The sequence below is a fragment of the Sphingobacterium sp. B16(2022) genome (assembly GCF_012030425.1).
Taxonomy (GTDB): domain Bacteria; phylum Bacteroidota; class Bacteroidia; order Sphingobacteriales; family Sphingobacteriaceae; genus Sphingobacterium; species Sphingobacterium anhuiense.
In genome coordinates this window covers 149775-176062 of the sequence record NZ_JAAUVN010000001.1, presented here as the reverse complement: position 1 = coordinate 176062, position 26288 = coordinate 149775, and the positions used below count along the sequence as shown (strand labels likewise).

Below are 26288 nucleotides of genomic sequence, written 5' to 3'. Positions count from 1 at the left end.
TAAAACGAATAAATAGGATTATACGGTTACATTTGCCGATTATATTTTAAGATGCTATGAAGTTATTTCGCTACGGACCACTAAATGAAGAAAAAACAGGAATTTTAATCAATGAAGTTCACTATGACACTTCCGATTTTGGAGAAGATTATGACAATAAATTTCTCGCTAATGGTGGGCTCGAAAGATTAGAAGAGTTTGTGATAAATAACCGTACAAGCTTAAAGCCAATTCCTTCCGAAAGTCGTATCGGAACACCACTTGCAAATCCAACTAAAATTGTATGCGTAGGACTTAATTATTCTGACCATGCAAAAGAAACTGGATTAGCTCAAGAACAAGAGCCCATATTATTTTTAAAAGCTATTTCAGCATTAAATGGCCCCTTTGATAACATTATAATTCCAAAAAACTCATACCATACAGACTGGGAGACAGAACTTGCTGTTGTGATCGGAAAAAAGGGTACACATATTTCGACAGCGGAATCAACAGATTATATCGCTGGATATGTCATGATGAATGATGTAACAGAGCGTCATTTTATGAAACATAGAGGTGGTACCTGGGATAAAGGAAAGGGCTATAATACTTTTGCTCCTTTAGGCCCCTATTTTGTAACAAAAGACGAAATTGAAGACGATGGGAATTTAAGAATTTGGTTAAAACTCAACGGTAAATTAATGCAGGAAGGAAATACAAAAAATTTCATTACTCCTGTTAAAGAATTAATTTCCTATATTTCGGATTTCTTTGGATTATTCCCCGGAGATATTATTTCAACCGGCTCACCTGCTGGCACAGGTATAGGACATGTACCGCAACGATTTTTAGTAGAGGGTGATGAAATTGAATATGGAATAGAAGGTTTAGGTGTTGCTAAGAACACACTGATTAACTTCCAGAAAGAATCCAGTTAAAATCATTAAAAAAAGCACTTAAAAAATTAAGTGCTTTTTTAATTTACTCTAGTAGATTATTTATAATTAATTATTCCACCAGCCAATTTCTTCTCAGATTTATGTGCAGGTTTGCCATAAACTTCAATAACGCCACCCGCACGCGTTTTAGCGACAATAGAATCTTTTGCATATACCTCTGCTTGACCACCGCCATTGACCGTAACATTGGTTACATCTGTTATCAATTCTTTACCTTCATATTTACCGCCAAAATTAGACACAACATCTTGTGTGATACTTTTTCCAATAAGTGAAATTGTAGAACCTGAAGTAGGCTTAACATCTACCTTTTTAGCCTCCACATAAACAACCACTAAACCACCCTCTGCCGCGGAAACATTTAATTGATCGGCTACTATTTTCTCTTTTTCTCTATTAACGATCTTCGCTCCTTTTTTGGCAGATAAACTATTCAAAGATTGATAGTATACCTTAACACTGATATTATTTCCTTGAAGAGCATTTAAAGTATTCATTTTAATACGTAATGCACCGTTTTTGTTGATAACTTGGATATTCTCAGAATTAGCCCCTTCAGTCACAACCTCATTGGAATTGCCATGAATTAATTCAACCTGAATTTTATCTGTAACATCTACCGAATTAAACGTACCCACGTTCTGCTTTGTCTGAGCAATTCCTAATTGCGCAATAAAAAATAAAATAGCACCTAATCCTAATTTTTTCATATCAATATATTCTATTCGTATAACTATCCTGCAAAATATGCACCATTCCTGACTTTAAGATAAAATTTAGCAGATTTTAACAAAAATAAATAAAAAACACAGCCCCAACAAAAAAGCGTACGAAGTGAAATTACCTCATACGCTTTTTAGTACTACTTAAATGTAGACTCAATCGATATTATAACTTGCTATTAACATCAATTGCATTCAATTCTTGGAAAGCTTGTTTCAAACGTGTAACGAAAGCTTCTTCTCCCTTACGTAACCAAACGCGGGGATCGTAGTATTTTTTATTTGGAGAATCAGCTCCTTCAGGATTACCGATTTGACCTTGTAAATAATCATGGTTTTTAGCTTCATACTCGCGAACACCATCCCACATAGCCCATTGCATATCTGTATCGATGTTCATTTTGATTGCACCATATGAAATTGCTTCTGCAATCTCCTCAGGAGTTGAGCCCGAACCACCGTGGAAAACAAAATTAACAGGTTTATCAGCAGTTAAATTAAATTTCTCGCGAATGAATTCTTGTGAGTTATGTAAAATAACAGGTTGTAATTTTACATTTCCTGGCTTATATACACCGTGTACATTACCAAAAGCTGCTGCTACAGTAAATTTATCAGACACCTTTGATAATTCTTCATAAGCATAAGCTACCTCTTCTGGTTGTGTATATAATTTCGAACTATCAACATCAGAATTATCTACACCATCTTCTTCACCACCTGTTACACCCAATTCGATTTCAACAGTCATTCCAAGCGGCTTCATACGTGCTAAGTATTTTGCCGAAATCTCAATATTTTCTTCAATAGGCTCTTCAGACAAATCTAACATATGAGAAGAGAATAATGGTTTACCGTGTTGTGCGAAAAACTTCTCACCAGCATCTAATAAACCGTCGATCCAAGGTAATAATTTCTTAGCAGCATGGTCTGTATGCAAAATAACTGCAACACCATAGTGCTCTGCTAATAAATGAACGTGTTGAGCAGCAGCTACAGCACCTAGAATACATGCCTTTAATCCATCATTATTTAACGTTTTACCAGCGTAAAATTGTGCTCCACCATTTGACAATTGAATAATCACTGGTGAGTTAACCGCTTTTGCAGTTTCCATCACAGCATTAATCGAGTTTGTACCAGTTACGTTAACAGCTGGTAATGCGAATTTGTGTGTTTTTGCTAATTCAAACAATTCTTGTACTTGATCTCCCGTCAATACACCTTTAAAATCTTTTAGGCTCATATTATAATTTGCTTTTGTTATTTATAATCTCACTATTTATGGACTAAGTTAAAAAAAAAATATTGTTCTACATAATTTATAAAGTGTACTTCTTACACTAACACAATGATCCATGCTCACTAAATAAAGAAGTTTACCCAATAGCATCTATAATTTAATATTCACCTATACGATATTGGATATCAATTACAATTTCTCTAAGTTTGAATTAAAATATAGAACAAATATGTTACACGTATACGGAATCAAAAACTGCAACACAGTGAAAAAAGCGATAAATTGGTTAGAAGAACATCAATTGCCTTATACATTTCACGACTATAAAAAGGAAGGCATCTCTGAAAATAAACTCGAGGAATGGGAAAAAGAAATCAGTTGGGAAAAACTGTTGAATAAAAAAGGAACCACATGGAAAAAACTTGATGTAGAAGAACAAGCGACCGTTACAGATGCACACACCGCTAACCAAGTTCTGATCAAAAACACAAGTATGATTAAAAGACCTGTAATTGAAGGAGGAAAGCAAATTTTGCTCGGTTTCGATGAACTAGAATACGCTTCCTCTCTAAAATAATCGTTACAATCCGACTATTTCTTCGAAAAAATTTAACAATACATCTTTTCATACTATATTTAGGCAGAACAATCCCTACAATTAAGTATGAAAAGATTACCCTTATTGTCAATAAGTATTCTGTCCTTATCATTATCAACTCCAAGTTTTGCTCAACAAAAAAGCAATTATAGTTATACTGAAGCATTTGCTCCTTTATTTTTTAATAATAATGGTGATGAATTTCGCTCAGCAAGTGGAAAACCAGGACCAGCTTACTGGCAAAACAATGCTGACTATAAAATTACAGCAACATTAGACGATCAAAAAAATACAATTGCTGGAAATGTTGAAATAAATTATAGCAATAATAGTCCAGATCAGCTGGACTATGTATGGCTTCAGTTAGACCAAAATATGTTCTCCAAAGAAGGTCGAGGTCAAGCCATATCTCCATTAACAAAAAGTAGATATGGTGATGCTAACGCAAGTTTTGATGGTGGCTATACGATATCTTCTGTCACCGATCTAACTGGTAAACCGGTTGATTATATCATCACCGATACCCGCATGCAAATTAGGCTAACTCAAGCCTTAGCGGCAAAAGGTGGTAAAACAGGATTTAAGATACAATATTCATACATAATACCAGAATATGGTGCCGATAGAACGGGAATACTGAAAGCCGCCAAAGGTAATGTTTTTGCCATCGCACAATGGTTCCCTAGAGTATGCGTTTACGACAACATTCGAGGATGGAATACAATACCTTATACGGGGCCTGGCGAATTTTATCGTGAATTTGGTAATTATCAGGTACAGATAACGGCTCCCGCGAATCACATTGTCGTTTTGGGGGGAGAACTTCAAAACCCACAAGAAGTATTTACGGCAGAACAGTTTAAACGCTATGAAAATGCCAAAAATAGTGACCAGACAGTCATCATACGTTCTGCACAAGAGGTCGCTCAAGCAAACTCAAGACCAAACAAAAAAAGTCTAACTTGGAAATACATTTTAAATAATGCGCAAGATATTGCATGGGCTTCTTCCTCTTCTTTTATATTGGATGCGGCGAGAATTAATTTGGTCAATGGAAAAAAATCACTTGCTATTTCTGCTTACCCAGAAGAAAGTAATGGTAATAATGCCTGGGAACGTTCTACCGAGTATACCAAAGCGGCCATTGAACATTACTCCAACAAATGGTTTGATTATCCCTATCCTGTAGCTGTCAACGTAGCTTCCAATGTTGGAGGCATGGAATACCCTGCATTATCTTTTTGTGGCAATAAAGCACGTGCTGGATCCTTATGGGGAGTAACCAATCATGAATTTGGCCATAACTGGTTTCCAATGATCGTATCGAGCAACGAAAGAGAATTTGGCTGGATGGATGAAGGATTCAACTCTTTCATAAATGAAATTGCAACTGAAAGTTTCAATAACGGTGAATATTTTAAACAAGTTGGGGATCCAAACAGTCAAGCAGTCCGATTTACAGATCCTCGCTTAGAAGCGATAATGAATACACCACAAAGCATGGATGAACGCAATATTGGTATATTGCTTTACTATAAACCTGCTTATGGTCTCAAATTATTAAGAAATGAAATTATCGGCGCAGAACGTTTTGATTATGCATTCAAAAAATACATTTCTGATTGGGCCTATAAACATCCGACACCAGAAGATTTTTTCCGTTCAATGGAAAATGGGACAGGGGAAAACTTAAATTGGTTTTGGCGCGGTTGGTTTCTAAACAACTGGCGTCTTGATCAGGCAATCAATAAAGTAACATACATAAAAAATGACCCTAAATTAGGTTCCGTTATTACGGTTCAAAATTTAGAAAAACTTCCTATGCCTGTAGTAGTTGAAGCCACAACAGTATCAGGAAAGAAAATTCGAAAAAAATTACCCGTAGAAGTTTGGGAAAGAAACCAATCTTTTGACTTCAAAATAGATTCAAAAGAACCTTTAATATCAGTTCAATTAGATCCTGATAAAGTTTTTCCAGACCATGTTCCGGAAAACAATATCTGGACAGCAAAATAAAAAACAGAAAATCTCATATACAATCATATATGAGATTTTTTTATTAAAATAATTTCTTTTAAATACATTACTACTTATATTTATGTATTTTTGGTTATATAAAAAGGAAAAATGAAAACAGCATTCATACATAGTTTAAGCATATTGACACTTCTGGGAATTACCAGTATCTTCAGCAATCTCAAAGCGCAGGAAAAAATAAAAGGAATTGCCATGGAATTGGTCAGTAGTCAAAAAATTGAAGGAGTTTCTATCAAAAATACCCGTACAAATAAAATTGTGCAAACAGATCAAGAAGGCAATTTTATCATTGATGCTCAATTGAATGATTATTTAGCGATAGAGGCTACCGGATATGAAAAAGACACTGTTTTTGTCTATGATTATGGTGTTAAAAGAGTTTATCTAAATAGATTAAACTCAGTAATTGAACTAAATGAAGTCTATATTGAAAGAATGACAGATAGTAGATTAATTGCAGAAATCAATGCAACAAAAATCGCGGGAAAATACTCTGATGTTGGTCAACAACGTGGCGGTATCCGTCTCTCTCCTTCTCGACTATTTAGTAAAGAAGGAAAAAGAGCACGTCAAAACTACAAACTTTTAGTAGAGGAGCAACATAAAAGAGCTATCGATCGTAAATTCACAGATGACTTAATCCAATCCGTAACGCCTCTAAAAAATCCAGATTTGGCACTTTTCAAAGAGCAATACAGACCGACTTACAAATTCATTGAGCAAGCCTCAGCAGAAGATGTTAAGTTGTATATTATAGATGCCTACAAAAAATACAACACGAAAAAAGGAAAATAGTAAATTCAACTTTATTATAAGTTCAAAAAAGCTTTAAACCAAAATATTTCACATATAAGGTTTAAAGCTTTTTTATTTTTAAAGCCTTTATACGAATATTGAATCATTAACGCGCAGATTCTTTACCATTCTGTGTTCAAACTCCCAATACTTTATTTAAAAATTTCTTTCTTTTATTTTGAACAAGTTTAAATAAGTTAGGCTATGTAAAAATACTTTACAACAGCTTTATAAACATTAATTATCATTATATCAAGAACAGAAACAAAAAAAACTTCCTCTTTTTTCATATAATAAACTATATTTGACTTTGAAAAGACAATCAATAAACATTAAAAAACAACCCACTTAAAACATATTTATGCTTTTTAAAAAATCGATTAGCAAATTAATCGCAGAAGCAGAGCTAAATGGCCAAGGTACATTAAAACGTACACTCTCCAGTTCTGGACTTATTGCATTAGGAGTAGGTGCCATTATAGGTGCAGGCTTATTTTCACTGACAGGTATAGCGGCGGCCGACCATGCTGGTCCTGCTGTAGTACTCTCTTTTATTATTGCGGCTGTAGGCTGTGGTTTTGCAGGTTTATGTTATGCAGAATTTGCATCGATGATCCCGGTTGCTGGATCTGCTTATACCTATTCATATGCTACGATGGGTGAATTTATGGCGTGGATAATTGGATGGGATCTAGTCTTAGAATATGCTTTGGCAGCAGCTACGGTATCTGTTAGTTGGTCCCAATACTTCAATCAACTTCTCTTAACATTAGGCGTCGAAATTCCAACTCAATTTCTACATGGTCCTTGGGAAGGTGGTATTGTCAATGTTCCTGCAATTATCATTGTTTGTTTACTATCACTACTTTTAATGCGCGGTACAGAAGAATCTTCTTTTGTAAATAACATTTTAGTTATTCTAAAAGTTGCTGTAGTTCTAATTTTCATTGTACTGGGTTGGGGATTCATAGATCCAGCGAATCACACACCTTTTATACCTGTCAATCATGGAGAAGAAATGGTGAAAAGTGGCCAGTTAAGCTTCTGGAGTTTTCTGGGTAGCGATGATTTTGGTCATTTTGGTTTTAGCGGTATCCTGAGAGCGGCTGGAGTTGTATTTTTTGCTTTTATCGGTTTTGATGCCGTTAGTACTGCTGCGCAAGAAGCTAAAAATCCTAAAAAAGGAATGCCAATCGGTATTATTGGTTCTTTGATTATCTGTACCTTACTATATGTATTGTTTTCATATGTATTGACTGGATTGGCACCTTACACTGAGTTTAAAGGTGATGCCAAACCTGTTGCCACTGCATTTGCAAAAACAGGTTATACCTTCTTAAACACAGCTTTAATCGTAACGATTATCGCTGGATATACATCTGTAATTTTGGTCATGCTTTTAGGTCAAAGCCGTGTATTTTATTCAATGAGTAAAGATGGTCTATTACCTCGAATATTTTCAGATCTATCAAAAAGACAGACTCCTTGGAAAACAAATTTAATTTTCATGGTATTTGTAAGTATTTTTGCCGGATTTGTGCCCGTATCCGATTTAGGCCACATGGTCAGTATTGGTACCTTATTTGCATTTACATTAGTGTGTATAGGGATACTTGTATTACGCAAAACAGAACCAAACCTGGAACGTCCATTTAAAACACCATTTGTACCACTTATTCCGATACTCGGTATTTTAGTCTGTGTATTAATGATGGCATCATTACCTATTGAATCTTGGGAACGACTAGGCATCTGGATGTTGATCGGTGTAATAATTTACTTTGTTTATAGCAAAAAACATTCGAAAATAAGAAAAGAATATGCCGCAGAGCATAAGACAGAAGAATAACATAAAAAAGGCTGTTTCAAGATCGAAACAGCCTTTTTTATGTTATTCTAATAATTCAATATCCTAAAGAAAGGAAACTTGGATTTAATTTTCTTCTTTTGGTTCTACCTCGGTTACAATATAAACATCCTCATTTTCTTTCTTCATTTTATATTTTTCACGAGCTATCCTTTGCACTTCACGTTGATCAGAGCGGATGTCTGTTATGGTTTCAATAATACTCTCATTTTCTTTCTCGTAAAACGCTTTCTCTCTCTCCAAATTACTTTTTTGATGCTGGTAACTATATTGTGTTGCAAAATCATTACGATCAAAAAAACACATCCAAACAGTAAAAGCTATACCAGCTAAAAAATATTTGTTTCGAATAAGTGCTAAAAATCTATCCATAGTACAAAAGTAATATTTAAGATCTATACATGCTAAATCTCAATTAAATATAAAAACATTTATCTAAAAATTAGCTAAAGTCTAATTATGAACACATTAATTATGGAAAAACTGCGTGATAATCATCTATTATAAAAGGAACCTGTAACTTTCTTCATTAGAAATGCGCAATCATCATCAAAAAATGAATCACCCATACTGTATCCATAAAACGATAAATCCAATATCATTACTTTTATATAAGCGCAATAATATTGCGGATCTAAGCAAAATTATCTAAGTTTAACCCTATTATTGAATAGAATCGAGCAAATGAAATATTATCTTATAGCAGGCGAATCTTCCGGAGATTTACATGGTGCAAACTTGATCAACGCATTAAAAGTCGAAGATCCAGACGCTACCTTCAAAATCGTAGGCGGCACGCAGATGGAAGAATCTGCAGATCAAAAGGCCTTAATACACACTTCGGAAATGGCCTTTATGGGCTTTGTCGAAGTATTAAAAAACTTAGGTACCATTTCAAAAAATCTAAAAAAGGTAAAAGAAGATATTATTAAAGAAAAGCCTGATTGTGTCATTTTAATTGATTTCCCCGGCTTTAACTTAAAAATCGCAGATTTTGCCAAGAAAAAAGGTATAAAAACATGTTACTATATTTCTCCAAAAGTATGGGCATGGAATCAAAAACGTGTGATTAAAATTAAACATGTCGTCGATCACATGTTCTGTATCCTTCCCTTTGAAGTCGATTTTTATAAAAAATGGAAAATGCCCGTTGACTATGTTGGAAATCCATTACTAGATGCCATTTCATCTTACAAATTCAATCCTAATTTCATTACGGAACAACAGCTCAGCGAACGGCCAATCATCGCATTGCTGCCTGGTAGCCGTAAAATGGAAATAGAAAAGTTATTACCGGTTATGGCAAATTTAACCTACCTCTTTCCAATGCATCAATTTGTAATTGCAGGAGCACCAAATTTTGATAAATCATACTACCAGCAATACATTGGTGATCAAAATATACCAATTGTATTTAATGCTACTTACGATTTATTAAAACATGCCGAAGCAGCAGTCGTAACAAGTGGGACAGCAACATTGGAGACTGGAATTCTTAAAGTACCTCAAGTCGTTGTTTATAAAGCCAATGCACTATCTATATGGATTGCTAAACAGGTCATTAAAGTAAAATTCATTTCGCTGGTCAATTTAATTAATGACTTCTTGTCTGTAAGAGAATTGATTCAAGACGATTGTACCACTTACGATATTGCACAAGAGTTAGATCAATTGATCAATAAAGCAGAATACCGGGCAAGTGTAATGGAAAATTATGAAACATTGGCCCAAAAACTAGGAGAACCAGGAGCATCAAACAAAACCGCTAAATTAATTGTTCAGTATTTGAAGTAGCGCATTAAACCTTCAAAAACGCTATTCGTCAAACAGATGTTGTTTAACATAAAAAACAAATAGCCATGAAAAAAATAATTACAATTTTTGCCCTTGCTTTTTTGGGATTTCAGTCATATGCACAAAGTAATGTTGAGCACATCAGCAAATTAGAAATTGGGAAAAAGGCTAAAAAAGTCTACAATACCAAATCCTCAGACTCGACGATTAATTTGCATATTGACACTTTGATCATGGGCGATAAAGCTTCCTTGATGTTTTACGCAAACAAAAATGTCATTTTAAATGTTGGTCACGCCATTATAGGTAATAATGCTTCTATTTCGGGGACAGATGGAAAAAATAACGGTTCCAATTTTGATATTCAAGCTAATATTCAAAAATTAGGGTCGCTGTATATTATAGCTAAAGGAGATAATGCCTTTAATGGAACAAAAACATTTCCAAATGGTAATGGTGGAAATGTTAAATTAACACTTTCAGAAAATAGCCTTGTACCGCAAAGAGAAAATAAAAAACAACCTAATTATTTGCAGATTGCAAATGAAGGTGGAGGTAAAAATGTCAATGCAACCAGCGATTTAAGATCTATTTATGATCGCGTAAGACAAGCTCCTGCTGGCTTGAGAGGACTTCCTCAAGGTCAGATCTATTCCGGTAGCCCGGGTACAGATGGCAAGACTGAGATTATAACGATTAAATAAGAAAAAGCGAGCAATGCTCGCTTTTTCTTATTTAAAATTATTTTAAAGGCATCCTTTAAGCTTTAATTCATAAGCTACGACAAGTCTCGTCATTCTATCATAGCGGGCCATACCCTCCTTTTGATTATTATGCTTCAAATAGCCATTATAGAAGATACCAAAGACTTTATTAGTCCAGCCAGTATAATTGCTCCAAAAAGTAGCTTCCTCCTTCAGATCCGCCACTACAAGTTGGGAAAGGCGTTTTTTATAAGTAGCAAACAATTCCACATCTATTCCCCTCAGCTCCTGTAGCATATATGATGTTGTTTGTAAATAGCTGGAATAGCGGTAAAAAAGCTCTGAATGGTTTTTCAATCGCACATAGGCGATAAAATTTGCTTCGTCTTCAAAACCCACCCCCTGTTGATGAGCCAATTCATGAACATACGTAAAAGGACTAGAAAAAACAGGCATTGCTGTATTCACATGTGCTTCATGTGTAAAAGGATTAAAATATCCTGACACACCAAAATAGGAGACCCAATGACTATTAAGGGGACCCTTTGCACCAACTAAAGTCGTTGAAAGAAAAGATTGGAAAGTCGTATCCGACTGTACTAATGCTATCATCTCTCTTTTTATCTTTTCATCCTGATGCTCCCATTGCTTTGGATTTATTTGGGAACGCAAAATATTTGTCGAATCGAGACATGTTTCCAGGACAACAAGATAATCAGCCAACTTTAGACTATCTGTGCTTAAACCTATATTTTGGACAATGGGTATCCGGTAATAGTTCATCCCCCAGCTTATGTAAAAAAACAAGTATAAGCCCAAAATTACGTTAATAAGATATACTAGGAATCTACCTGCATAAACATACCTTTTTTTAAATAGGTACTTAACAACATTAACGATTAGTAGTAAAAGGCAACAAACAGCAAAAAAGTAAAATAAGTCCCCAATACTAAAAGGTAAATAACCAAAAATAGCTTGTGGTAAATATGAAAAAGAAGGATACCACATTCTTGAATAATAATGCTCAACAAAAAACGTATTTCCTTCCAGAATGGTGATTATTGCAGTAATAAAACACAGTATTGCAAAACAGATAAGTGGTTTCTTTAGCATAAACGTGGTTTATATATTAGCTCTCATTCTCAAAATATAGCTTGTAATAATTCATCCCTTTTTCTTCATCAAATCCCTTTTCAATATATTCTCGTTTACCATGCAAATAAACATGAAAATTTTTATCCAGCTTTAATACGGTCTTATAAGATGCTTCCATTTTTTTAACCGCTTTGTCAGCGATATCAAAACTGCTTTGAAAAGGAGAATCAAATTCATCTTCAAATCCAGATCGGAAGTCATTAAACATTGTTGCTGCAATAGGATTACCAATTACTTCCTCCTCAAATTCCTCTTGATCAAAAGTCTCTTTTTCTTTAAAGTAATTCAATGATTTATTGAGCAGATCAATCTTATCAGCCTTTTCTAACTCAAACATATCATCCAATTTCTCATTTACAAAGTTTTTATAAACTTTCAAATAGTTACCCGTCTGATTAAAATCATCATTACGAATTTTTATCTTTAGAAAATCATCTTTCCAATAAACTGCCTCGGTTTTATTCGTTTGATCGACAACCAGCACCTTATAACCTTCCTCTTCTTCTACATTGACTATGATCACACCCTTATCCAATTTATTAATATTAATTGCTTCTTCCTCATAATCCAATTGAAAACCACCTTGATTCGGATATACTTTTAGATAAGTTTCCTTGTTCTCAGACTTAAAAATTCCGACAGCATCATAATTCTCACCCTCAATCTGTACATTTTTCAATGAAACCACATACACCTCACCAGGTTTGATCTTCGGGTGCATACAAACTTCATATAAGTGTTTTGCTATCTGCTGAGAGTATTCATGAAAAGCTAATTGCTCATTAAAGAACTGTTTTGTAAAGTGATAAATTTCATTTAACGCCAGTTCTCCATTGGGATGAAATAAGCGATAAACTTCATTTACCTTTGCAAAAGGACTCATAAAATATTGCATAAGCAGAGGGGGTAATACATCGTCATTCTCAAGTGGAACAGGTTGCTCTGATAATATATAAAACTCCTCTTGTGACTTGTTGCCTACACGATGGATAGAAAGTTGATCGAAAGTTGCATCTTGATGAAAAAACATATTTCCTATTTAAATCTTATTTTTAAAAATTATATAAATCGACAGCGATTTTAAATGTTTCGCAATGTGCATTAACAATATCTTTGATATGCAAAGAATAGCCTCCTCCCATACAAACTTGAACTGGAACCTGATATTGCAAACAATTTAACAGAACAAACTCATCTCTTAATCGACAGCCTGCTGGAGAAAGTTTCAATTTCCCCAATTTATCTGTCGCCAGAATATCAACTCCGGCCTGGTAAAAAACAAAATCTGGTTTGACTTTGTTAAAGAGATTCGGCAGATGCTTGCTAAGCAACTGCAAATATACATCATCAGTTATACCATCCGAAACAGGAAGATCCAAATCAGAACTTTCTTTGATAAATGGAAAATTTTTATCCCCGTGAATCGAAAAAGTAAAAACATCTCGGTCGTCTTGAAATATATGAGCGGTTCCGTTGCCCTGATGCACATCGAGGTCGATGATTAAAATTTTTTTTGCCAGCTTATTTTTAAGCAAATAACGAGCGGCCACAGCTTGATCATTCAATAAACAAAAGCCTTCTCCAAAATCATAACCCGCGTGATGCGTTCCACCTGCAATATTAAACGAAATACCATTTTGTTGCGCATATAGTGCGGACTTTATCGTACCATCTACCAGATAACGTTCACGATCAACTAGACTCCTTGTTAAAGGAAAACCAATTCTCCGAACCATCTTAGGATCTAATGTCAGATCAAATAAAGCCTGCACATAGCCGGGGTCATGCGCTAAACAAGCAATTTCAAATGACACAAGTAGAGGTTCAAAAAAATTTTCCGCTTTCACTACCCCTTCGTGCAATAGCTGTAATGGAATCAATTCATATTTTTCCATCGGAAATCGATGGCCTGCACGTACAGGATGAATATATTCGGGATGGTACGCGATCTTTAACAAAGCTGTATATTTAAAACTTCACTAAGATAATAAAAAGGATATTTAATGGTTTTTATTGTGGATAATATTTAAAAATAATTGTTTCCCCCTCTAAAAAATAGCATATTTGATTTCAACTAATTAAATTTATGGAACTTAGCACCAAACCACAATTATCAGCCGAAGAGCAACGTGTATTAGGCTCTTTAATCGAGAAGTCAAAGGTCACCCCAGAATATTACCCGATGTCACTGAACGGTCTCCAAAGTGCCTGCAACCAAAAAACGGCTCGAAGACCTGTGGTACAATATTCCGATGAGACCATTATCAATACCTTAGCCATACTGAAAAAAAAGGGTCTTATCGCGCATGTTGTAGGTGGAGGTAGCCGTGTGACAAAGTATAAACATAATTTTGCCATACAATTTCCATTAGTTCCATCAGAACTAGCAATCATCTGTCTTCTACTACTTCGCGGACCATTAACAGCCGGAGAAATAAATTCAAATTCAGGTCGTCTGTATGATTTTGAAGCCTTGGAAGACATTACAGAACATCTTGAAAAATTAGCATCTGAAGGATTTGTAAAAGCATTAGAAAAACAACCAGGACATAAGGAAGTGCGATATATACATTTACTCGGTGATATCGATTTGGAACAATTTGAGCAAATACATCCCCCTTCCGAAAATACGGTACTCCTTCATAAAAGAATTGAAACATTAGAACAAGAATTAGCACAATTGAAACAACAATTTCAAGAACTTTGGGATGAACTGCATTAAAATAGACTGCTTATTTTATCCTTCTTTCAATGTGATTTATTAAGAATCGCGAGCGCACAATGGTAAGCTCAACTTCAAAAAAGATCATGTGATTTTAGATAAAAATAAAATCGGTTTACATTATTTAAATCCGCAGCTTCGCTTTACTTTTTATAAACAATATAAAACGGAACAACATGAAATTTGGACAGGTATCAAATCCACAAGAAATAGATTTTACGTTACCCCCTACTTCCCCGGATACGCTAAAATTATTAAAAAAGAATAAAAACAAGGAAGCATTTGCCATCTATGTCGGATGTGCTAAGTGGAATAAATCGGACTTAAAGGGCTTTTATCCGAAAGGAACGAAAGATGAACTTCCCTACTACAGTAGCCAGTTTAACAGTATTGAACTCAATGCAACCTTTTATAATGCACCATCAAAAGAGCAAGTTGAGACTTGGAAAAAAAAGACTCCCACAGACTTTAAATTTTTCCCTAAAATACCGCAATCAATAAGTCATTATAGCCGTCTATTAAACACTGATGAAAAAGTAAAGGAATTTACAGATAATATCGCTCTCTTTGAAGAAAAGTTAGGAATGATCTTCTTACAAATGCATGATAACTATAAACCAAAAGATATGGAACGCCTCCGTGAGTTTATCTCTAAATTTCCGAAAGGACTACCACTTGCAGTAGAAGTTCGTAATCAGGAATGGTTTTCCAAAGCTGAAACAGCAACTGCATTTTACAAGTTACTTGAGCAATTTGACATTACAAATATCTTAGTTGACACAGCAGGAAGACGCGACCTCTTACATATGCATTTAACTACTCCATCGGCATTCATTCGCTATGTCGGAGCCAATGATCCATCTGATTACACCAGATTGGACGACTGGGTTATGGTCATTAAACAATGGCGGGAAGCAGGTCTACAGAAACTATATTTTTTCATTCATCAAAACATCGAACTGGAATCACCACTTTTAGCAAGTTATTTCATCAAAAAGCTGAATAAGGAATTAAAACTTGATTTACATATCCCAGGTAGTGATAAATTATTTTAAAATTATCACTTAGCAGTGCATGATATAAATTGTAACTCTAGCTTAGAATATCATGTAAAAAAAGAGGCATCCTTAAATAAAGGATGCCTCTTTTTGATATTTATTGCAAATTATTTTTTCGCAAAACGGAAGTTCTTTCCAATAAAACGAGCATTTGCACCTAATTCTTCTTCAATGCGTAACAATTGATTGTATTTAGCCATACGATCAGAACGTGAAGCCGACCCAGTTTTAATTTGACCACAGTTCAAAGCAACAGCTAAATCAGCGATTGTTGAATCTTCAGTTTCACCAGAACGGTGAGACATAACCGAAGTGTAGTTTGAATTCTGTGCCAAAGTAACAGCATTAATTGTTTCAGTTAAAGAACCAATTTGATTAACTTTTACTAAGATTGAATTTGCAGTATCTGTATCCACACCTTGTTGCAATCGTTTTGTATTTGTAACAAATAAATCATCACCAACCAATTGAATAGTAGCGCCAATTTTTTCTGTTAACAATTTCCAACCTGACCAATCATCTTCCTGCATACCATCTTCGATAGATATAATTGGATATTTTTCAGTCAATTCTGCTAAATAAGCAACTTGTTCTTCGGAAGTACGGATAGCACCTTTATCACCTTCAAATTTAGTATAATCGTATTTACCGTTTACATAAAATTCTGAAGCAGCACAATCTAAAGCTAGACAAATATCAGAACCTGGTTTGTAACCAGCTGCTTCAATTGCTTTTAATACAGTTTCAATAGCATCTTCAGTACCATCAAAAGTTGGAGCAAAGCCACCTTCATCACCTACTGCAGTAGATAGACCGCGGTCATGCAAAATCTTTTTCAAGTTATGGAATACTTCCGTTCCCCAACGTAAAGCTTCAGAGAATGAAGGAGCGCCTACTGGCATAATCATAAATTCTTGGAAAGCAATAGGAGCATCAGAGTGAGAACCACCATTAATGATGTTCATCATCGGAATAGGTAATGTATTAGCATTAACACCACCAATATAACGGTATAATGGTTGACGAGACTCTTGGGCAGCAGCTTTTGCAACAGCTAAAGAAACACCTAAAATAGCATTAGCGCCTAAGTTTCCTTTATTTTCAGTACCGTCCAAATCAATCATGATTTTGTCGATTGCATTTTGCTCAAAAACATCAACACCTGCTAAAGCCTCAGCAATTTTAGTGTTTACATTTTCTACTGCTTTCAAAACACCTTTACCTAAGTATTTTGATTTATCACCATCACGCAACTCTACTGCTTCGTGAACACCTGTAGAAGCACCAGAAGGCACTGCAGCACGTCCAACGAAACCATTTTGTGTCGTTACATCTACTTCGATAGTAGGATTTCCGCGCGAATCCAAAATCTGACGCGCATGTACATCAATAATTAAACTCATTGTAATATTGGTTTAAACTTTTTATATAGTATTTTATACAATACTTAGTGTAATTTTTACACTAAAAAATTATATTCTGATTTAATAATCAAATATAAATAAAATTGAGCTTATTAAAAAACGTAAACCACAATTTTATGGCAAGAATGAATATATAAAGTGCAAAAAAAGAGGTTAGCAAATTGCTAACCCCTATCTTTATACTAATCGATTATTTTTTAATTAACTCAATGAAATCATCAAATAAATAACGTGAATCATGTGGACCAGGTGACGACTCTGGATGATATTGTACCGAGAACGCATTTTTTCCAATTACACGGATACCTTCAATCGATTGGTCATTTAAATTGATGTGCGTAACTTCAACTTTATCTGACTGTTCAATATCTTCTGCAACAACACCAAAGCCATGATTCTGTGAGGTAATCTCACAACGGTTAGCAATAATATTCTTAACCGGATGGTTGATACCACGGTGACCGTTGTGCATTTTTTTCGTACGGATATCATTTGCCAAAGCCAATATCTGGTGTCCAAGACAGATTCCAAACATCGGTTGGTCTGCCGCTAAGATATCTTTTACCGTTTGAATTGCGTAACTCATCGCTGATGGATCACCAGGACCATTAGAGATGAAATATCCTGCAGGATTCCATTCTTGCATTTCTGCAAAAGTAGTTTTAGCAGGGAATACTTTTGCATACACTTCTCTTTGAGAGAAATTGCGAAGAATATTCTTTTTAATACCTAAATCTAATACTGCCACACGTACAGGAGCATCTTCATTACCATAAAAATAAGGTTCTGTTGTAGAAACCTGAGATGATAATTCAAGTCCATCCATGGAAGGAACAGTAGCTAAAGTAGCTTTTAATGCTTCAACATCTAAGTTTTCAGATGAAATAATAGCATTCATTGCACCTTTATTACGGATATGACGCACCAAAGATCGCGTATCAATATCTGAAATACCAACTAAATTTCCCTCTTCAAAATAGCTCTGAATAGATTCGTCGGCCATTTTACGACTATAGTTAATATTATAATTTTTACAAACTAATCCTGCGATTTGAATCTTACCAGATTCAGTATCATCTTCATCAATTCCATAGTTACCAATATGGGCATTGGTTGTTACCATAATTTGTCCGAAATATGAGGGATCGGTAAAAATCTCTTGGTAACCTGTAGTTCCGGTATTGAAACAAATTTCGCCAGTAGTCGTTCCAATTTTTCCCGCTGCTTTTCCGTGATAAACCGTTCCGTCTTCTAAAACTAAAATTGCAGGCAATTTGCTGTAGTTGGTCATTATTTATTAAATATAAAATTGTTTTTCCTAATTCCTTGCTTTATCGAAGTTTTGGTGTATAAAAAAAGCCCTAAATGGGCTAAATAATCAATTAACAATTGATTCAACGATAACGAAATTATCGTTTTTTACAACATTTGCGAAAGCATTTACTTCAATTTTCACAGGAGACAAAGGTATAACAAAATCATCAAAGTAAAAAGACTTTTTTTATAATAGTGTGATATTCCAAAAATATAACGTTAAAATCACCAATCTTAATAAGATAATGAAGTGTTTATTAATTACTTTCAATTACATTGCCCGATGCATCGCGAAAATTCCCAATGACAATCATAACAAGATCAATAATATACCAGATACCACATCCGCCAAAGGTCAATAATTGAATAATCCCAGTACCGATCTTACCTACATAAAAACGGTGAACACCAAACGGTCCTAAAAAAATACAAAGTAATAAACAGGCTAACCACCTCTCATCTCTATTTTGATTATTTGATTGCTGGGTATAATACATCGGTTGACGAACACCACATGATGGACATATTTCTGCCTTCGCATTAATAATAGCTCCGCATTCTACACAATATTTTTGTGCTGCTTGATTCATAATGTAATTAGTTTAGACAATAAAGTTACAAACTACCGTTCAATACAGGAGCTAAAAAATAAAAAAAGCGATTACATCGTATGTAATCGCTTTTTCTACCAAAAAACAATCAATTACAAATTGATTGCTTTCCAGATCATATCCTTCAATTGCAAAATATTTTTTCCTGCAACAGATGATATAAATATATACGGTAATCCTTCCGGAACTTCTTTTTCCATTTCTCTCTCCAATTCATCATCCAACATATCAGCCTTAGTAATTGCCAATAATTTTGGTTTATCACGAAGTTCTGGATTATAAACTGAAAGCTCATTTAATAAAATATCATATTCCTGCTTTATCGTGCGCTCAGTATCTGCGGGCACCATAAACAGCAACACAGAATTTCGTTCAATGTGTCTTAAGAATCGATATCCTAAACCCTTACCTTTAGAGGCACCCTCAATAATACCAGGAATATCTGCCATTACAAAAGATTTCCCATCACGATAACTCACGATACCAAGATTAGGAACTAAGGTAGTAAAAGGATAGTTCGCAATTTCAGGTTTCGCCGCTGAAACAACAGATAATAGTGTAGATTTTCCCGCATTTGGAAAACCAACCAATCCTACGTCAGCTAATACTTTCAACTCTAGAATAATCCAACGCTCTTGTCCAGGCAAACCCGGTTGTGCAAAACGTGGCGTCTGCTGAGTTGAAGATTTAAAGTGCCAGTTACCTAATCCACCTTTACCACCAGGAGTTAAAATTTGTGTCTCTCCATCCTCGGTGATTTCAAATAAAACCTCTCCCGTTTCAGCATCTTTAGCCACTGTCCCTACAGGAACCTCTAAAATTTCATCCTTCCCTGAGGCACCCGTACTTGTAGCAGAACTACCTGATTCACCACTGGAAGCAATGATATGCTTCCTATATTTTAGGTGCAATAAAGTCCATAATTGTGTATTCCCTTTAAGGATAATATGACCTCCACGACCACCATCACCTCCATCGGGTCCACCCTTCATGGTTGTTTTATCTCGATGTAAGTGCGCTGAGCCTGATCCTCCGTGTCCCGATCGACAACACACCTTCACATAATCGACAAAATTAGAACCTTGCGCCATAGAAATAAAATATATTTGTTATTAAAACGTCTCCGCTTTATTATTTAATAATTGTCAATAATAGCAGTCAATTCTCCAAAAATAAAATCGATATCACCAATACCGTTTACTTTGGACAATTTACCTTGTGCTTCATAATAAGGTAACACATGAATAGTTTTTGTAAAATATTCATCAATACGTTTTACCAATTTATCAGCAGCATCATCCGCACGGCCAGAAATCTCCTGACGTTTAGCAATGCGTGTTTTTAATTCATCTTCATTTACATCTAAAGCTATAACTACAGAGATAGAAGAATTAATACCAGTTAAAAATGCGTCCAACGCTTCTGCTTGTGCCACAGTACGTGGAAAGCCATCAAAAATAAATCCTTTTGCGTCCGGATTTTTCTTCACCTCCTCTTCCAACATCGCAATCGTAACCGAATCAGGCACTAAGTTTCCGTCAGCAATAATCTGACTGACTTGTTGACCTAGAGCTGTCTGGTTTTGAATATGAGCTCTAAAGATATCACCTGTTGAAACATGAACTAACTGATATTTATCGATAAGCTTCTGCGATTGTGTTCCCTTTCCTGCCCCCGGAGGGCCAAATATTACAAGGTTTAGCATAGTAGTATTTAGAGTAATAGAGTAAAAAAATAAAAGCCTAATCGCTATATTGATTAGGCTTTTCAAATAGTGCGCTCAAAGGGAGTCGAACCCCTAACCTCCTGATCCGTAGTCAGGTGCTCTATCCAATTGAGCCATGAGCGCGTCAACCATTACGTCATCTTCATTGCTGTTCTTCCGTTTTGGTGATGCAAATATAGGCAAAATAGCACTGCCTCCAAATTTTTTTTTCAATTTTTATCTAATAGACTGATAATGAAACAAAATAAAAAATCATCAATCAAATACAATTATGCTTAATCATAATCAACAGATATAAAGAGCTCGCACACGGCGAAATTCGATATATAGAACCACCAAAGAAGAATTTTTAATCCCTAAATCACCCATTATACATATTCAAGTTATTTCATCTTTGAAAGGATTATCTTAAAATAATTAAAAAAAGTTTCCCAAAACTCTAAGCAATTTTTTCAGTTACTATATAAAATGCTGATTGCATTTGAAATACTTTACCTGTACCTCTGTCAACGCATAAACTAGATCTTATTTTAAAAATAGAAGAAAATAAAAACCTTTTAACCAGGAAGACTCGTATAAAAGGAATATGGAATATTCTTTATTCCAAATCACCAAATTCAACATACAGCTGTTTGTGGTTTATAAAACTAACCGGTCGTTTAGTACCCAGAATCATTGCCTTCGACTTACTCCAAGAAAAAGGAACACGATTCTCCCTTTCCTTCAAAACGAGCAGCTGATAAGACTTGTCTGTTTTCATCTGCTTAACATCCGATAACTTAACAGACAAAACCTCATGAAAATCAGGTTTTCTACTGATCAAATGGCTCAGAAATTGTTCTTTCATATTTCCGAATAAGATGTACTGCAAATTTACAGGCCTTGGATTATCTTTATCAAACTGTTTATAATAGACAACCTGCTTGATTTTAAGAGAAATCGAATCTAAAAGCTTAAATCCTCCCCTTTCAAAATGACCTCTATATACATTTGCCCTAAATACTTTGGTCTGATTAACCATTTCTGGCAAAACAAAAACTTCTGGTTCAATCGTATAAACAAATTCTTCAGGAAATGCTAAACGGCTAGTGCGATATTGCTCTAGATCGGCCTTAGAAAATTCAAGCTTCAGAATAATCTGATAGTCGTGTGGCTGATGAAACATAGGTAAATGTTCAGCATATATAGTCTCTATCCCCATCAATAACATTCCATGAATATTAGGCTTATCAGGATAATGAGCTTGCTGGGCAGATATTATTTTGAAAGTGAAGAGTAAAAAAAGCAGACAAATACTTTTATAATTCATTTTGGCGAAATTTAAATATAGCAACAAAAATAGCGGATAGTTAAATAAAGAGTTTAAACGGAGTGTCATATTCCTATTAACCTCAATTAAACTATATGATGAAACCTTCTTTTAATAATTTGGAATGGAACAAAAAAAGCTTAGTCGTAATGACTAAGCTCTCTAGTAGTGCACTCAAAGGGAGTCGAACCCCTAACCTCCTGATCCGTAGTCAGGTGCTCTATCCAATTGAGCCATGAGTGCATTTTGAGCGACTTTTATTTAAAGTCATACCCCTTTGTTTTGTGATACAAATATCGGGACTTTTTTCAATTCTGCAAACTATTTTTAAACTTTTTTAGACAAAAAAAGTAATATTTTTATTATCTTATTGATAGTATTACATTTACAAAGGTTATTTTTTTAATATTTTTTTCACAAAGACGTACTTATGTCCAAAAAAGAAACGAAACTCAGCAAAATACGTATTGACGACATCAGCATTTCATATATGATAAGACCTAGTAAGACAGATAAAGCTGAAAAAACAGTTATCTTTTTACATGGTTTCCCTTTCAATAAAAATATGTGGCGCGCACAGATGCAACAATTAGACGAACAATTTATCGGAATAGCAATAGATATTAGAGGACACGGACACAGCACGCGAGGTCATGGCTTTTTTAGTGTGGATGTTTTTGCAAAGGATTTAATCCAATTCATCACACATTTAAATTTAAATAACGTTGTACTTTGTGGTGTTTCGATGGGAGGCTACATTGCACTGCGCACTTACGAATTAATAGGAAGTACACTTCAAGGACTCATTTTAAGTGACACCCATTCTTTTGCCGATAACAATATGGCAAAACAAAAACGTTTTGATTCAATCCAAGCTTTACTAAAATATGGAAAACGTCCATTTTCATTAGGTTTTATTGAAACAGTATTTTCAAAAAAGACATTAACTGAAAACCCAGAAGCGATTGAAACAATAAAGAGTGCCATTCGGCGAAACGATCTGCAAAACATTTGTGCGACACAATTAGCATTAGCGGCCCGTACAGATACAACAGCTATGTTAAACACTATAACAGTGCCCACATTGGTCATCAAAGGGAAAGAAGATAAGTTAATCACAGATCTACAGACCAAAACCTTACTTGACAATATTGCCCACGTTAAATTTATTGAATTTACGGAATCAGGTCATTTACCTAATTTGGAAGAGCCCGAAAAATTCAGTGGAGAGGTCAACTCCTTCTTAAACTCGCTCTAGTTACAGACATAAAAAAATGCAGTGGATAAAAATCAACACTGCATTAAATTGGATGTACCAAAAGAAAACATTTCTTATAAACCACGGTATTTACTTTGTTTATATTTAAAGAAATCATTCAAATGTTGTAAGTTTTCTTTTCTTTCCTCCGATTTACGGTAAGAAATAATGGAATCCCATATAAACAAAGCGAACAACAATATTGCAAAAAGAACAGGTATGCTCAAGAAGCTACCCGTAGTACCCTGCATAATTAACCAAGTTGAAACAATAACCGTTAATAAAAATTTCATAATAAATCCTAACATTTCGTATAATTTAAAGTGACTGAATAATACGCTGACTCTACCGCCAGACGTCTGAATAAAACCTGTGATGCCGTATCTTGAAATCGCTAGCCTACTGAAAAATATAAATGATCAGAAAACTAAATGGTGGAGAAGAACCAATATATTGATAAATCAAAATATCAGGTCAATTTTCAAAAAAATCAATAGTGTATGGAGAAGGTAAAACTGGTAAGTTTTAGCACTGATTTATATTTAAAAACTGACAAAAATTAAAAAACTTATAGTAATTAATTTCACATCAACTTCAAATGTACTAATTTTTTTAGACAAAAACAAATGCTACGCGGAAAATTTTAGCTAAATAACGAGTTACTTGATTTTGTAAACAGCTATAAAATAAGAGCAAATAAAAAAATAACCTCTAATTATAACCTCTAATTAACTCCAGTACTGCAGCCAAATCTTAATAATAACAAATTGCTTTTTTAGACAAACTCTACGATTGAATAATTATAATCTGTCATAAAAATGTACTAAATTTTACAGGCTATTTAATTTAAAAAAATCATTGTTACTTTTGCTAACACTGTTAACTAAAGTTTTAAAGATGGGTGTATCAGAGCGGAAATTGCGAGATTTAGAAAAAATTAGGTTACAAATAATTGAACAATCCTGGCTTATTGTACAGGAGGAAGGTTGGCAAGCACTATCCATTAGAAAAATAGCAGATGCCATTGAATATAGTGTTCCTGTTATTTATAAACATTTTGAAAACAAAGATGCTATTGTAGCCTATTTTACAAAAGTCGGTTTTTCTTTGCTTGCAACACAACTTGCATCTGCTGTAGATTCAAGCAGAACCGCAGACCTGAACTTGTATCATCTAGCGACATCTTACTGGAAATTCGCATTCGAAAATAAGAAATACTATGAAATTATGTTCGGTTTGGGTATTCCCCAATGCGAAGTTGTGAACAGTATCAAAGAGATGAAAGTCGCATCAGATGTCATGTTAAATTGTATTTCCAAATGTATTGAAGAGAATCAAGTCGAACAAATTGATCTATTTTTAAAATTCAAAACCTTTTGGTCTATTTTACATGGTATTATTACCATCGAATTCATATCAAATACAGCAACAGATCCAGAAGTAGTATCCCCTATCCTAACAGATGCTATTGAGGGATTTATTATATCATTAAAACACCACAATAAATAACATGAGTTTATTAGAAGATTTAAAATGGAGATATGCCACAAAAAAGATGAATGGCACTCCAGTAGCACAAGAAAAAGTTGATTACATTTTAGAAGCTGCTCGTTTGGCTCCTACCTCTTCTGGGCTACACCCTTATAGAGTAATTGAAATATCAAATCGCGAATTGAAAGCAAAAATTCAACCTATCGCTTACGGTCAATCCCAAATCGTAGACAGTTCACATATTTTAATATTCGCAGCTTACGATTCCTATACTAAAGAACGTGTAGAAGCACCATTTGCGCAACAGGCGGAAGAAAGAGGATTGCCAATAGGGTTTGCAGATGATTATAAAAACAATCTTTATACACAATTATCAGCGTTGTCCCAAGAACAGCAATTTAACCATGCGGCACGTCAGGCTTATATTGGTTTTGGATTAGCCGTAGCCGCGGCGGCAGAACAAAAAATTGATGCAACTCCTATGGAGGGTTTTAACAACCAACAGTTAGATGCCCTACTTGAGTTAGACAAATTAGGCCTTAAATCGGTTACAATCTTAGCCCTGGGTTACCGCGATGAAGCAAACGATTGGTTAGTTAACTTAAAGAAAGTAAGACCAAGCCATGAAGATTTCATTATTAAATTCAACTAAAATATATTTTGGGAACTCAATTATTAGGAGTTCCCGATTCTTAAACATACATTATGAAAATAGAAATTTGGTCGGACATCGTTTGTCCATTTTGTTATATTGGTAAAAAAAGATTAGAACAAGCATTAGCTTCATTTCCTCATCGTGATGAAGTTGAGATTATTTGGAAATCTTATCAACTACACCCGCAATTCCCACAAGATGCGGCTGGTATTCCCGCAGTAGAGTACATTAAAAATGCGAAAGGTCTAACTAAGGAAGAAACTTTAGGTATGATGCAACAGGTTCAGTCCATAGGAAAATCTCTAGAGATTGATTTTGATTTCGAAAAATCACTAATTGTCAATACCCTAAATGGACATCGTCTTATACATTTTGCACAAGAACATGGTCTTGGTAATATTTTAAAAGAACGCCTACTAAAAGCCCATTTCAGTGAAGGAGTAGACGTTAATGATACCAATATATTAGTAAACCTAGCCGCGGAAGTGGGGATGGACAAAAAAGAAGTCCAAGAAATGCTGTTTTCTGATCGTTTTACTTACGAAGTCACTCAGGATATTCAAGAAGGTGTAAATCTAGGTTTACGTGGCGTTCCATTTTTCGTATTTAATCAAAAGTTTGGTATTGCTGGAGCACAACCTTTAGAAATGTTTGAACAGACACTCCGTCAAGCATATGAAGATGCTAAAACAGTTATTATCATGAATGATAATGAAGGACCTAGCTGCGACAGTGAAACCGGAAATTGCTAATAGTTTACTATTAGCAATTTTGATTGTCAGACATAACCAAAGAGTTAGCTAAACTTCTGCTCCCGAATCCCAAAATCGTGCAAATAAGTTGAACTTATTTCTTAATTTCGTT

General features: G+C 34.7%; 26 protein-coding genes and 2 tRNA genes. 13 read left to right on the top strand and 15 right to left on the bottom strand.

Annotated elements, in window-relative coordinates; all coding sequences use genetic code 11:
- Window positions 1-56 precede the first annotated feature (56 nt).
- Window positions 57-920 (top strand): fumarylacetoacetate hydrolase family protein, encoded by an 864-nt coding sequence (locus HCX49_RS00765; RefSeq protein ID WP_132772855.1) that lies wholly within the window; start codon window positions 57-59, stop codon window positions 918-920.
- A 56-nt stretch (window positions 921-976) separates the two neighbouring features.
- Here HCX49_RS00765 and HCX49_RS00760 read toward each other — a convergent pair whose 3' ends face one another.
- Both HCX49_RS00760 and fbaA read right to left on the bottom strand, forming a co-directional pair.
- Window positions 977-1651 carry a head GIN domain-containing protein gene (locus HCX49_RS00760; RefSeq protein WP_132772856.1) on the bottom strand — a complete coding sequence of 225 codons (675 nt, stop codon included), beginning with the start codon at window positions 1649-1651 and terminating at the stop codon, window positions 977-979.
- A gap of 178 nt (window positions 1652-1829) precedes the next feature.
- Window positions 1830-2909 (bottom strand): class II fructose-bisphosphate aldolase, encoded by a 1080-nt coding sequence (fbaA, locus tag HCX49_RS00755; RefSeq protein WP_021192276.1) that lies wholly within the window; start codon window positions 2907-2909, stop codon window positions 1830-1832.
- Window positions 2910-3135: 226 nt separating this feature from the next.
- Between fbaA and HCX49_RS00750 the strand changes: the two genes are divergently transcribed.
- The 4 genes from HCX49_RS00750 to HCX49_RS00735 all read left to right on the top strand — a co-directional run bounded on the left by HCX49_RS00750 (window position 3136) and on the right by HCX49_RS00735 (window position 8185).
- The gene (locus HCX49_RS00750) at window positions 3136-3483 is read left to right on the top strand and encodes an ArsC family reductase (RefSeq protein WP_021192277.1); all 348 of its coding nucleotides are present in this window, start codon (window positions 3136-3138) and stop codon (window positions 3481-3483) included.
- A gap of 87 nt (window positions 3484-3570) precedes the next feature.
- Window positions 3571-5520: a M1 family metallopeptidase gene (locus tag HCX49_RS00745; protein ID WP_132772858.1), complete on the top strand. Its 1950-nt coding sequence runs from the start codon at window positions 3571-3573 to the stop codon at window positions 5518-5520.
- 111 nt (window positions 5521-5631) lie between these two features.
- Window positions 5632-6336 (top strand): hypothetical protein, encoded by a 705-nt coding sequence (locus HCX49_RS00740; RefSeq protein WP_021192278.1) that lies wholly within the window; start codon window positions 5632-5634, stop codon window positions 6334-6336.
- A gap of 361 nt (window positions 6337-6697) precedes the next feature.
- Complete coding sequence (locus HCX49_RS00735; RefSeq protein WP_132772859.1) at window positions 6698-8185, top strand: amino acid permease; 1488 nt, start codon at window positions 6698-6700, stop codon at window positions 8183-8185.
- A gap of 84 nt (window positions 8186-8269) precedes the next feature.
- Here the strand turns inward: HCX49_RS00735 and HCX49_RS00730 are convergent, their stop codons facing one another.
- On the bottom strand, window positions 8270-8575 hold the full coding sequence (locus HCX49_RS00730) for an FtsB family cell division protein (protein ID WP_132772861.1): 306 nt from the start codon (window positions 8573-8575) through the stop codon (window positions 8270-8272).
- Window positions 8576-8887: 312 nt separating this feature from the next.
- Between HCX49_RS00730 and lpxB the strand changes: the two genes are divergently transcribed.
- A complete protein-coding gene (gene lpxB, locus HCX49_RS00725) occupies window positions 8888-9997 on the top strand; it encodes a lipid-A-disaccharide synthase (RefSeq protein ID WP_132772863.1) in 1110 nt (369 codons plus the stop codon).
- A 65-nt stretch (window positions 9998-10062) separates the two neighbouring features.
- Entirely contained in the window at window positions 10063-10701 is a 639-nt protein-coding gene (locus tag HCX49_RS00720) for a hypothetical protein (protein WP_132772865.1), read from the top strand.
- Between the two features lie 42 nt (window positions 10702-10743).
- Here the strand turns inward: HCX49_RS00720 and HCX49_RS00715 are convergent, their stop codons facing one another.
- The 3 genes from HCX49_RS00715 to HCX49_RS00705 all read right to left on the bottom strand — a co-directional run bounded on the left by HCX49_RS00715 (window position 10744) and on the right by HCX49_RS00705 (window position 13814).
- Complete coding sequence (locus HCX49_RS00715) at window positions 10744-11709, bottom strand: DUF3810 domain-containing protein (RefSeq protein ID WP_237682754.1); 966 nt, start codon at window positions 11707-11709, stop codon at window positions 10744-10746.
- A 121-nt stretch (window positions 11710-11830) separates the two neighbouring features.
- Window positions 11831-12886, bottom strand: coding sequence for a nucleoid-associated protein (locus HCX49_RS00710; protein WP_132772868.1), 1056 nt, complete (start codon window positions 12884-12886; stop codon window positions 11831-11833).
- 22 nt (window positions 12887-12908) lie between these two features.
- Window positions 12909-13814, bottom strand: coding sequence for a histone deacetylase (locus HCX49_RS00705; protein WP_237682695.1), 906 nt, complete (start codon window positions 13812-13814; stop codon window positions 12909-12911).
- A gap of 128 nt (window positions 13815-13942) precedes the next feature.
- Between HCX49_RS00705 and HCX49_RS00700 the strand changes: the two genes are divergently transcribed.
- Window positions 13943-14578: a YceH family protein gene (locus HCX49_RS00700; protein ID WP_021192287.1), complete on the top strand. Its 636-nt coding sequence runs from the start codon at window positions 13943-13945 to the stop codon at window positions 14576-14578.
- Window positions 14579-14754: 176 nt separating this feature from the next.
- The gene (locus HCX49_RS00695) at window positions 14755-15633 is read left to right on the top strand and encodes a DUF72 domain-containing protein (RefSeq protein WP_132772872.1); all 879 of its coding nucleotides are present in this window, start codon (window positions 14755-14757) and stop codon (window positions 15631-15633) included.
- Window positions 15634-15743: 110 nt separating this feature from the next.
- Here the strand turns inward: HCX49_RS00695 and eno are convergent, their stop codons facing one another.
- From eno to HCX49_RS00655, 8 genes are all read right to left on the bottom strand, one after another.
- The gene (eno, locus tag HCX49_RS00690; protein WP_021192290.1) at window positions 15744-17039 is read right to left on the bottom strand and encodes a phosphopyruvate hydratase; all 1296 of its coding nucleotides are present in this window, start codon (window positions 17037-17039) and stop codon (window positions 15744-15746) included.
- Window positions 17040-17250: 211 nt separating this feature from the next.
- Window positions 17251-18351: a glutamine-hydrolyzing carbamoyl-phosphate synthase small subunit gene (carA, locus tag HCX49_RS00685; protein ID WP_132772874.1), complete on the bottom strand. Its 1101-nt coding sequence runs from the start codon at window positions 18349-18351 to the stop codon at window positions 17251-17253.
- Between the two features lie 280 nt (window positions 18352-18631).
- The gene (locus HCX49_RS00680; protein WP_168125859.1) at window positions 18632-18964 is read right to left on the bottom strand and encodes a TM2 domain-containing protein; all 333 of its coding nucleotides are present in this window, start codon (window positions 18962-18964) and stop codon (window positions 18632-18634) included.
- 113 nt (window positions 18965-19077) lie between these two features.
- Window positions 19078-20076, bottom strand: a complete 999-nt coding sequence (obgE, locus tag HCX49_RS00675; RefSeq protein WP_132772878.1) for a GTPase ObgE — start codon at window positions 20074-20076, stop codon at window positions 19078-19080.
- Window positions 20077-20120: 44 nt separating this feature from the next.
- Entirely contained in the window at window positions 20121-20690 is a 570-nt protein-coding gene (locus tag HCX49_RS00670; protein ID WP_132772880.1) for an adenylate kinase, read from the bottom strand.
- Between the two features lie 70 nt (window positions 20691-20760).
- A tRNA-Arg gene (locus HCX49_RS00665) sits at window positions 20761-20834 on the bottom strand.
- A gap of 475 nt (window positions 20835-21309) precedes the next feature.
- A complete protein-coding gene (locus tag HCX49_RS00660) occupies window positions 21310-22020 on the bottom strand; it encodes a hypothetical protein (protein ID WP_168125858.1) in 711 nt (236 codons plus the stop codon).
- Between the two features lie 169 nt (window positions 22021-22189).
- Window positions 22190-22263: transfer RNA gene (locus HCX49_RS00655), tRNA-Arg, on the bottom strand.
- Window positions 22264-22450: 187 nt separating this feature from the next.
- Between HCX49_RS00655 and HCX49_RS00650 the strand changes: the two genes are divergently transcribed.
- Window positions 22451-23278 (top strand): alpha/beta fold hydrolase, encoded by an 828-nt coding sequence (locus HCX49_RS00650; RefSeq protein WP_021192295.1) that lies wholly within the window; start codon window positions 22451-22453, stop codon window positions 23276-23278.
- Window positions 23279-23352: 74 nt separating this feature from the next.
- Here the strand turns inward: HCX49_RS00650 and HCX49_RS00645 are convergent, their stop codons facing one another.
- Entirely contained in the window at window positions 23353-23586 is a 234-nt protein-coding gene (locus tag HCX49_RS00645) for a hypothetical protein (protein ID WP_168125857.1), read from the bottom strand.
- A gap of 589 nt (window positions 23587-24175) precedes the next feature.
- Here HCX49_RS00645 and HCX49_RS00640 point away from each other — a divergent pair.
- From HCX49_RS00640 to HCX49_RS00630, 3 genes are read left to right on the top strand one after another with little or no spacing between them, the layout of a single operon-like run.
- Window positions 24176-24787 carry a TetR/AcrR family transcriptional regulator gene (locus HCX49_RS00640; protein ID WP_021192297.1) on the top strand — a complete coding sequence of 204 codons (612 nt, stop codon included), beginning with the start codon at window positions 24176-24178 and terminating at the stop codon, window positions 24785-24787.
- A gap of 1 nt (window position 24788) precedes the next feature.
- Window positions 24789-25421, top strand: coding sequence for a nitroreductase family protein (locus tag HCX49_RS00635; RefSeq protein ID WP_132772884.1), 633 nt, complete (start codon window positions 24789-24791; stop codon window positions 25419-25421).
- A gap of 53 nt (window positions 25422-25474) precedes the next feature.
- Window positions 25475-26176 (top strand): DsbA family oxidoreductase, encoded by a 702-nt coding sequence (locus tag HCX49_RS00630; protein ID WP_021192298.1) that lies wholly within the window; start codon window positions 25475-25477, stop codon window positions 26174-26176.
- Window positions 26177-26288: the final 112 nt, after the last annotated feature.

What these genes read in the sequence shown, in the direction of transcription:
- HCX49_RS00765 (WP_132772855.1), top strand. Translation starts at nt 57, where the DNA reads ATGAAGTTATTTCGCTACGGACCACTAAATGAAGAAAAAACAGGAATT.
- HCX49_RS00760 (WP_132772856.1), bottom strand. Translation starts at nt 1,651, where the DNA reads ATGAAAAAATTAGGATTAGGTGCTATTTTATTTTTTATTGCGCAATTA.
- fbaA (WP_021192276.1), bottom strand. Translation starts at nt 2,909, where the DNA reads ATGAGCCTAAAAGATTTTAAAGGTGTATTGACGGGAGATCAAGTACAA.
- HCX49_RS00750 (WP_021192277.1), top strand. Translation starts at nt 3,136, where the DNA reads ATGTTACACGTATACGGAATCAAAAACTGCAACACAGTGAAAAAAGCG.
- HCX49_RS00745 (WP_132772858.1), top strand. Translation starts at nt 3,571, where the DNA reads ATGAAAAGATTACCCTTATTGTCAATAAGTATTCTGTCCTTATCATTA.
- HCX49_RS00740 (WP_021192278.1), top strand. Translation starts at nt 5,632, where the DNA reads ATGAAAACAGCATTCATACATAGTTTAAGCATATTGACACTTCTGGGA.
- HCX49_RS00735 (WP_132772859.1), top strand. Translation starts at nt 6,698, where the DNA reads ATGCTTTTTAAAAAATCGATTAGCAAATTAATCGCAGAAGCAGAGCTA.
- HCX49_RS00730 (WP_132772861.1), bottom strand. Translation starts at nt 8,575, where the DNA reads ATGGATAGATTTTTAGCACTTATTCGAAACAAATATTTTTTAGCTGGT.
- lpxB (WP_132772863.1), top strand. Translation starts at nt 8,888, where the DNA reads ATGAAATATTATCTTATAGCAGGCGAATCTTCCGGAGATTTACATGGT.
- HCX49_RS00720 (WP_132772865.1), top strand. Translation starts at nt 10,063, where the DNA reads ATGAAAAAAATAATTACAATTTTTGCCCTTGCTTTTTTGGGATTTCAG.
- HCX49_RS00715 (WP_237682754.1), bottom strand. Translation starts at nt 11,709, where the DNA reads ATGTGGTATCCTTCTTTTTCATATTTACCACAAGCTATTTTTGGTTAT.
- HCX49_RS00710 (WP_132772868.1), bottom strand. Translation starts at nt 12,886, where the DNA reads ATGTTTTTTCATCAAGATGCAACTTTCGATCAACTTTCTATCCATCGT.
- HCX49_RS00700 (WP_021192287.1), top strand. Translation starts at nt 13,943, where the DNA reads ATGGAACTTAGCACCAAACCACAATTATCAGCCGAAGAGCAACGTGTA.
- HCX49_RS00695 (WP_132772872.1), top strand. Translation starts at nt 14,755, where the DNA reads ATGAAATTTGGACAGGTATCAAATCCACAAGAAATAGATTTTACGTTA.
- eno (WP_021192290.1), bottom strand. Translation starts at nt 17,039, where the DNA reads ATGAGTTTAATTATTGATGTACATGCGCGTCAGATTTTGGATTCGCGC.
- carA (WP_132772874.1), bottom strand. Translation starts at nt 18,351, where the DNA reads ATGACCAACTACAGCAAATTGCCTGCAATTTTAGTTTTAGAAGACGGA.
- HCX49_RS00680 (WP_168125859.1), bottom strand. Translation starts at nt 18,964, where the DNA reads ATGAATCAAGCAGCACAAAAATATTGTGTAGAATGCGGAGCTATTATT.
- obgE (WP_132772878.1), bottom strand. Translation starts at nt 20,076, where the DNA reads ATGGCGCAAGGTTCTAATTTTGTCGATTATGTGAAGGTGTGTTGTCGA.
- HCX49_RS00670 (WP_132772880.1), bottom strand. Translation starts at nt 20,690, where the DNA reads ATGCTAAACCTTGTAATATTTGGCCCTCCGGGGGCAGGAAAGGGAACA.
- HCX49_RS00660 (WP_168125858.1), bottom strand. Translation starts at nt 22,020, where the DNA reads ATGAATTATAAAAGTATTTGTCTGCTTTTTTTACTCTTCACTTTCAAA.
- HCX49_RS00650 (WP_021192295.1), top strand. Translation starts at nt 22,451, where the DNA reads ATGTCCAAAAAAGAAACGAAACTCAGCAAAATACGTATTGACGACATC.
- HCX49_RS00645 (WP_168125857.1), bottom strand. Translation starts at nt 23,586, where the DNA reads ATGTTAGGATTTATTATGAAATTTTTATTAACGGTTATTGTTTCAACT.
- HCX49_RS00640 (WP_021192297.1), top strand. Translation starts at nt 24,176, where the DNA reads ATGGGTGTATCAGAGCGGAAATTGCGAGATTTAGAAAAAATTAGGTTA.
- HCX49_RS00635 (WP_132772884.1), top strand. Translation starts at nt 24,789, where the DNA reads ATGAGTTTATTAGAAGATTTAAAATGGAGATATGCCACAAAAAAGATG.
- HCX49_RS00630 (WP_021192298.1), top strand. Translation starts at nt 25,475, where the DNA reads ATGAAAATAGAAATTTGGTCGGACATCGTTTGTCCATTTTGTTATATT.